The organism is Acidithiobacillus sp. IBUN Pt1247-S3 (assembly GCF_041146875.1).
Taxonomy (GTDB): domain Bacteria; phylum Pseudomonadota; class Gammaproteobacteria; order Acidithiobacillales; family Acidithiobacillaceae; genus Igneacidithiobacillus.
This window is the reverse complement of record NZ_JBFRXP010000046.1, coordinates 1-4,701: the sequence shown is the minus strand read 5'-3', so window position 1 is coordinate 4,701 and position 4,701 is coordinate 1. Positions and strand designations below refer to the sequence as shown.

Genomic DNA, 4,701 nt, shown 5'->3' with positions numbered 1-4,701 from the left:
GATCCCCGCTGGAACCTTCCGGCAACCACGCTACACAGCCAGAATCGCTCTACCCATGCCCGCAATGCGTAGGACTGCGAGGGCAATCGCGGAAATTGGGATATCGCGGTCTGTTGACCTAACCCTGATCTATACCCATCCGTGCATTCATACGGATGGGTCTCACGTTGAAACTCTACATCGCAGAAAAACCTAGTCTGGGAAAAGGCATAGCAGAGTATCTGCCGGGGCAGAAGTCCAAAGGCAATAGCTTTATTCAGTGTGGTTCGGACGTTGTGACCTGGTGTTTTGGGCACATATTCGAGCAGGAAGATCCTGATTTTTACACTCCAGACACGGTCCCTGTTACTTCAAAGGGCAAGAAGAAATGGCGCTTTGAGGAGTTGCCCATTTTCCCGGAGCAGTGGAAGCGTCGGCCAAAGGATGACGCCAAGGCCCAGATCAAGGTGATCCGTGATTTACTCAAGAAAGCATCAGTGGTGGTCAACGCAGGCGATCCTGACCGGGAAGGTCAGTTACTGGTGGACGAGGTGTTGGAAGAGCTGGGCTGGAAGGGCAAGACGGAGCGCATCTGGTTGGCCGCATTGGACGAGCAGAGCGTAAAAAAGGCGCTGGCGAATCTCAAGGACAATAGAGAGTACCAGAATCTCTGCAACTCCGCAGAGGCCCGCGCCCGGGCCGACTGGCTCATGGGCATGAACCTGACCCGTGCATTCACCTTGCGCAACAGTGGATCGGGCGTGGTGTCCGTCGGGCGCGTGCAGACGCCAACCTTGGCGCTGGTGGTGGCCCGTGACGAGAAGATCGAGCGATTCAAGTCGAAGGATTTCTATGTGCCGCGTATCAGCACAGGCTTTTGGTCGGCCTGGGAGAAGCGTGACGATTTTGCGGGAGTGGACGCTGAGGGCTATCTAACGGACAAGGCCGCCGCCGCCGGACTGGTGGCCAAGGCCAAAGCGGCAGGCCAAGCCACGGTGACGGAGTACCAGAGCAGCGAGAAACAACAGCAGGCTCCATTGGGATTCTCCCTGTCTGAACTGCAAAAGGTGTGCTCCGCAAAGTTGGGGCTCTCCGCCCAGCAGGTGCTGGATGCTGCCCAGGAGCTATACGAGACTCACAAGTGCGCGACGTATCCACGCACGGATTGTCGGTACTTGCCTGAAGAGCAGCACAGCGAAGCGAGTCGGGTATTTGCGGGACTGGCGAAGCTAGGCTTTGGCGATCTGGCGAAGGGCGCCGATGCAAACCGCAAGTCGGCCATCTGGAATACGGGCAAGGTGACGGCTCACCATGCCATCATCCCGACGGGTTCTATGCAAGGTTCGCTCTCTGGAGCAGCGGCGATGGTGTTTGAGATCATCGTCCGGTCCTATCTGGCGCAGTTTTATCCACCTTACGTTTTTCGTGCGACGAAGGTGGTCCTGGAATGTGCCGGTGAGGCGTGGAAAACCACAGCAAATGTGCCGCTCAAGCCGGGGTGGAAAGCGGTATATGGGCTGGAGGTGTTTGAGGGCGAGGGGAATGAGGATACGCAAAATATTCCGACACTAAAAAAGGGCCAAGTCTTACCGGTTACGGGTGCGGAGTTGCAGGCCAAGCAAACCAAACCGCCGGCACGGTTCACGGATGGGACGCTCATTGAGGCGATGTCGAATATTCACAAGGTGGTGGATAACCCTGTGGCAAAGGCCAAGCTGAAGGAGACGTCAGGGCTGGGCACGGAAGCTACGCGAGCGGCTACTTTGGAATTGCTGGTGGAGCGGTGCTTCATCGAACGCAAAGGCAAGCAGATCCTGTCCACCAAGGCGGGAAGGGATCTCGTTCATGCCTTACCCAAAGAGCTGACCGATCCGGTACTGACGGCGCGATGGGAGGATGCCCTGGGCGCCATAGCCAGCGGTACGGTATCGCTGGAGAAATTTGAGTCTTTGCAGCGTGACTTTGTAGCAAGGCTGGTGGAAACAGCCCGGAAAACGACGTTAAGCATCGGAGAGGCGCGGAAGCCTGCCGGCGGCACTGGAGGGAAAGGGCGTGGTGCAGCGGGCACCGGCCCGGCCTGCTCGTCCTGCAAAAAGCCCACGATTACGCTCAAGACGAAAAAAGGAAGCGATTTCTACAAGTGCGAAAGCTGCCAGTCGTGTTGGTGGCCGGACAAGAAGGATGCCAAGAAGCTGGGGACAAAGTGGGAGGCGCGGTGAGGTCGGCTTGCGAGGTATTATAAGTTATGATGGTCACATAAATGCAAGATATTTTCTGTTGCCGTCATGTATAATGAAAGCGTCTGTGGTGATCGGGAGACAGTTATGCCGGATGGTGCCAGTTCAGATGTGCAACCGGGTCGGCGGAATCGGGGCCGACCTCGCATTCATGCAGACAGGCATGTCGCCCAGCGTGCCGCCAGCGCTGCCTATCGGGAGCGCAAGAAAGCCCGCCGCCAAGCCCCAACAATCCAAAGCAGCATCATTGACCTGTCCGCTGTCCCGGCCTATAAGGTGAAAAAGTGAACATCCTTAGCCAGACTTTGGCCGTCTACCGCGTTTGTTTTTGCCATGTTCGGTCAATAGAGCTTTGCCTTTTTCCGCTAGTTCCTCGGCCTCTTCCCCATACCGTTGCAACGCCTCATGAATAGCCGCGATGAAGTGACGCGGATTCCAATGGGGCGTCAATGCTTTTACGGATCGCTCAAACTGTTTTTGCAACTCGGCTTCGGTCTTGCGTGCCGCTGGACTCCTAGCGAGCCTGGCGGCTTCTTCCTCTAGCTTGGCGAGTTTGGCCTGCTGCTTTTCCATGATTTCCAGGCGCTTTTTTTCCAGTTCCGCCAAAAGCTCTTCTTTCGTGCGCCGCTGCCGTCTTTGCTTTTCTGTCATGTTGTCACCTTATCCGTTTACTTTGTCAGCAAGTTCTTTGCCCACTTTCACCTTGACGCTCTTCTTGGCGGGAATCTCGATCTCTTGCCCCGTCGCTGGATTCCGGCCTTTCCGGGCAGGCTTCTCTACCACTTCCAAGGTAAGAAAGCCTGGAAAGACGATCTTGCCTACATTGGGCAGTTCGGTTTCCAGTGTATGCCGGAATACCTGAAAGAGTTTTTCGGCATCGGTTTTGGTCATAGCGCCATGCTGGGCCAAGGCAGCAACAAATTCATTTTTGGTCATACCGTATCCTTTGCATGTAATGGGAGTAATTACTGTAGCGGGTTTTTGTTTTCTCGTGAAATACGTTACGCCTTTTGCCTACGCTTTGCAGGTACATTCGGATTGCAAAGCTCTTTTACCAGAGGGCTAGCATGAAAAGTCACCACCCGCCTGGGTGTAATGGGTATGGGTTCGCCCGTTTTGGGATTCCGCCCTGGTCGCGCTGGCTTATCCCGCACGGAGAATTTGCCGAACCCGGATATAAGCACTTCCTCACCGGCTGCCAGAGATTGCCGGATACCGTCAAAAAAGGATTCTACGATGTCCTTGGATTCCCGTTTGTTCAGGCCCATGGAGTCCCAGAGATGGTCTACGATGTCGGCTTTGGTGATGGTCATGCTTGGTTTCCTATGATGCTTTCCGGTATGCGGTCTATTATTCCTTCAAATACTTCCCCAACGCCCGCTGTACCGACGTTAGGTCTCGCATCATGCTCTGCAGGTCATCCAGTTGACGGATGGCCTGATCATGGGCTTCCGAGTAGCCATCCTGAAAGTCTCGAAAGAGCTTTTTCCGCTTGTCCTTCCCGGTATCGATCCAGTGGATTTCATAAAAGCGGAGCAACGACAGGGCATAGTCGCTCACCAGGGCAATCGCGGAAAGGGTCAGATACTCCATCGCGAAGTGGGGACCATAGGAGGGTGTCATCATGGTCAAGTGGTCAGGGATTCGTGCCCCCTGATTTTTGCGCATCACCTTGTCCGCCTGGAACTTCAGTTGCTCCAGCTCGTCGGCACGATTCAGATTGTATTGGTCCGGGTGCGCACGGGCTTCCCGGATGAGGATGTCGGCCTGCCGGACCAGATCAATAAGGGCGTATTCCGTGCGCAACAAGTGAGCGGAGGGCAGGTCAGTATCCGGGTCGTCATCGTCTGTCTCCGTTAGGAACATGGCGCCGATCTGGATGATGGACACGAGCACATCTACCTGCTTCCCGTCTTCGTCGGAAAAATAGTAGGGCTTGCCCGGTGTTTTCGTTTTGGGCGTTGTCGGGAATGGATGAATGGTTGCCATGCTCGAATGGTACAGAATCGCCGCGCTTTCGAGAAGGTACGCAGCATGACGCCAAGGTTCATCCCGTGCTATACACTCAAGGGATAAACAACGCTAGCACGGACCCTGCATCAGGAAACCTCTAGACCCATGGGTGATAGCCGAACATGGACAGTAAAAGTGCCAGCCAGTATAACTAATTGGTACATCTCATGAACTTATTTTGTCTACCCGGTAGACAAACTCGGAAGGAATTGCCGGCCTTGATGGGTCTGCCCCGTGTACGCGGGGATGAAAGGATCCTGTTATTTTGTCTACCGGGTAGACAAACGTGCTCAGATTGGCGCTCCGCGAACTTGTCTACCGGGTAGACAAAACTCACTTTCGAAATTCCCCCTTGGAGTTCCCTGGATGATTTTTGTCTACCCGGTAGACAAATCGAAAAGCCAAAAAATACTTCCCGATAAGAAATGAGTGCAAGATAAAGAAGGAGTACGCTATAGCGCATCCCGGGAAG

General features: G+C 54.6%; 6 protein-coding genes. 2 read left to right on the top strand and 4 right to left on the bottom strand.

Features of this window, described 5'->3' with window-relative positions; all coding sequences use genetic code 11:
• Positions 1-167 precede the first annotated feature (167 nt).
• A complete protein-coding gene (locus tag AB4090_RS14800; RefSeq protein WP_369574649.1) occupies positions 168-2,198 on the top strand; it encodes a DNA topoisomerase 3 in 2,031 nt (676 codons plus the stop codon).
• A 66-nt stretch (positions 2,199-2,264) separates the two neighbouring features.
• Positions 2,265-2,504 (top strand): hypothetical protein, encoded by a 240-nt coding sequence (locus tag AB4090_RS14795; RefSeq protein WP_369574648.1) that lies wholly within the window; start codon positions 2,265-2,267, stop codon positions 2,502-2,504.
• 6 nt (positions 2,505-2,510) lie between these two features.
• Here AB4090_RS14795 and AB4090_RS14790 read toward each other — a convergent pair whose 3' ends face one another.
• From AB4090_RS14790 to AB4090_RS14775, 4 genes are all read right to left on the bottom strand, one after another.
• Positions 2,511-2,867, bottom strand: a complete 357-nt coding sequence (locus AB4090_RS14790) for a hypothetical protein (protein WP_369574647.1) — start codon at positions 2,865-2,867, stop codon at positions 2,511-2,513.
• Positions 2,868-2,876: 9 nt separating this feature from the next.
• Positions 2,877-3,152: an HU family DNA-binding protein gene (locus tag AB4090_RS14785; RefSeq protein WP_369574646.1), complete on the bottom strand. Its 276-nt coding sequence runs from the start codon at positions 3,150-3,152 to the stop codon at positions 2,877-2,879.
• 65 nt (positions 3,153-3,217) lie between these two features.
• Positions 3,218-3,529, bottom strand: coding sequence for an integration host factor subunit alpha (locus AB4090_RS14780; protein WP_369574645.1), 312 nt, complete (start codon positions 3,527-3,529; stop codon positions 3,218-3,220).
• A gap of 37 nt (positions 3,530-3,566) precedes the next feature.
• The gene (locus AB4090_RS14775; protein WP_369574644.1) at positions 3,567-4,205 is read right to left on the bottom strand and encodes a hypothetical protein; all 639 of its coding nucleotides are present in this window, start codon (positions 4,203-4,205) and stop codon (positions 3,567-3,569) included.
• Positions 4,206-4,701 lie beyond the last annotated feature (496 nt).

Coding starts and splice junctions, on each gene's coding strand:
- AB4090_RS14795 (WP_369574648.1), top strand. CDS start 2,265: ATGTATAATGAAAGCGTCTGTGGTGATCGGGAGACAGTTATGCCGGAT.
- AB4090_RS14790 (WP_369574647.1), bottom strand. CDS start 2,867: ATGACAGAAAAGCAAAGACGGCAGCGGCGCACGAAAGAAGAGCTTTTG.
- AB4090_RS14785 (WP_369574646.1), bottom strand. CDS start 3,152: ATGACCAAAAATGAATTTGTTGCTGCCTTGGCCCAGCATGGCGCTATG.
- AB4090_RS14780 (WP_369574645.1), bottom strand. CDS start 3,529: ATGACCATCACCAAAGCCGACATCGTAGACCATCTCTGGGACTCCATG.
- AB4090_RS14775 (WP_369574644.1), bottom strand. CDS start 4,205: ATGGCAACCATTCATCCATTCCCGACAACGCCCAAAACGAAAACACCG.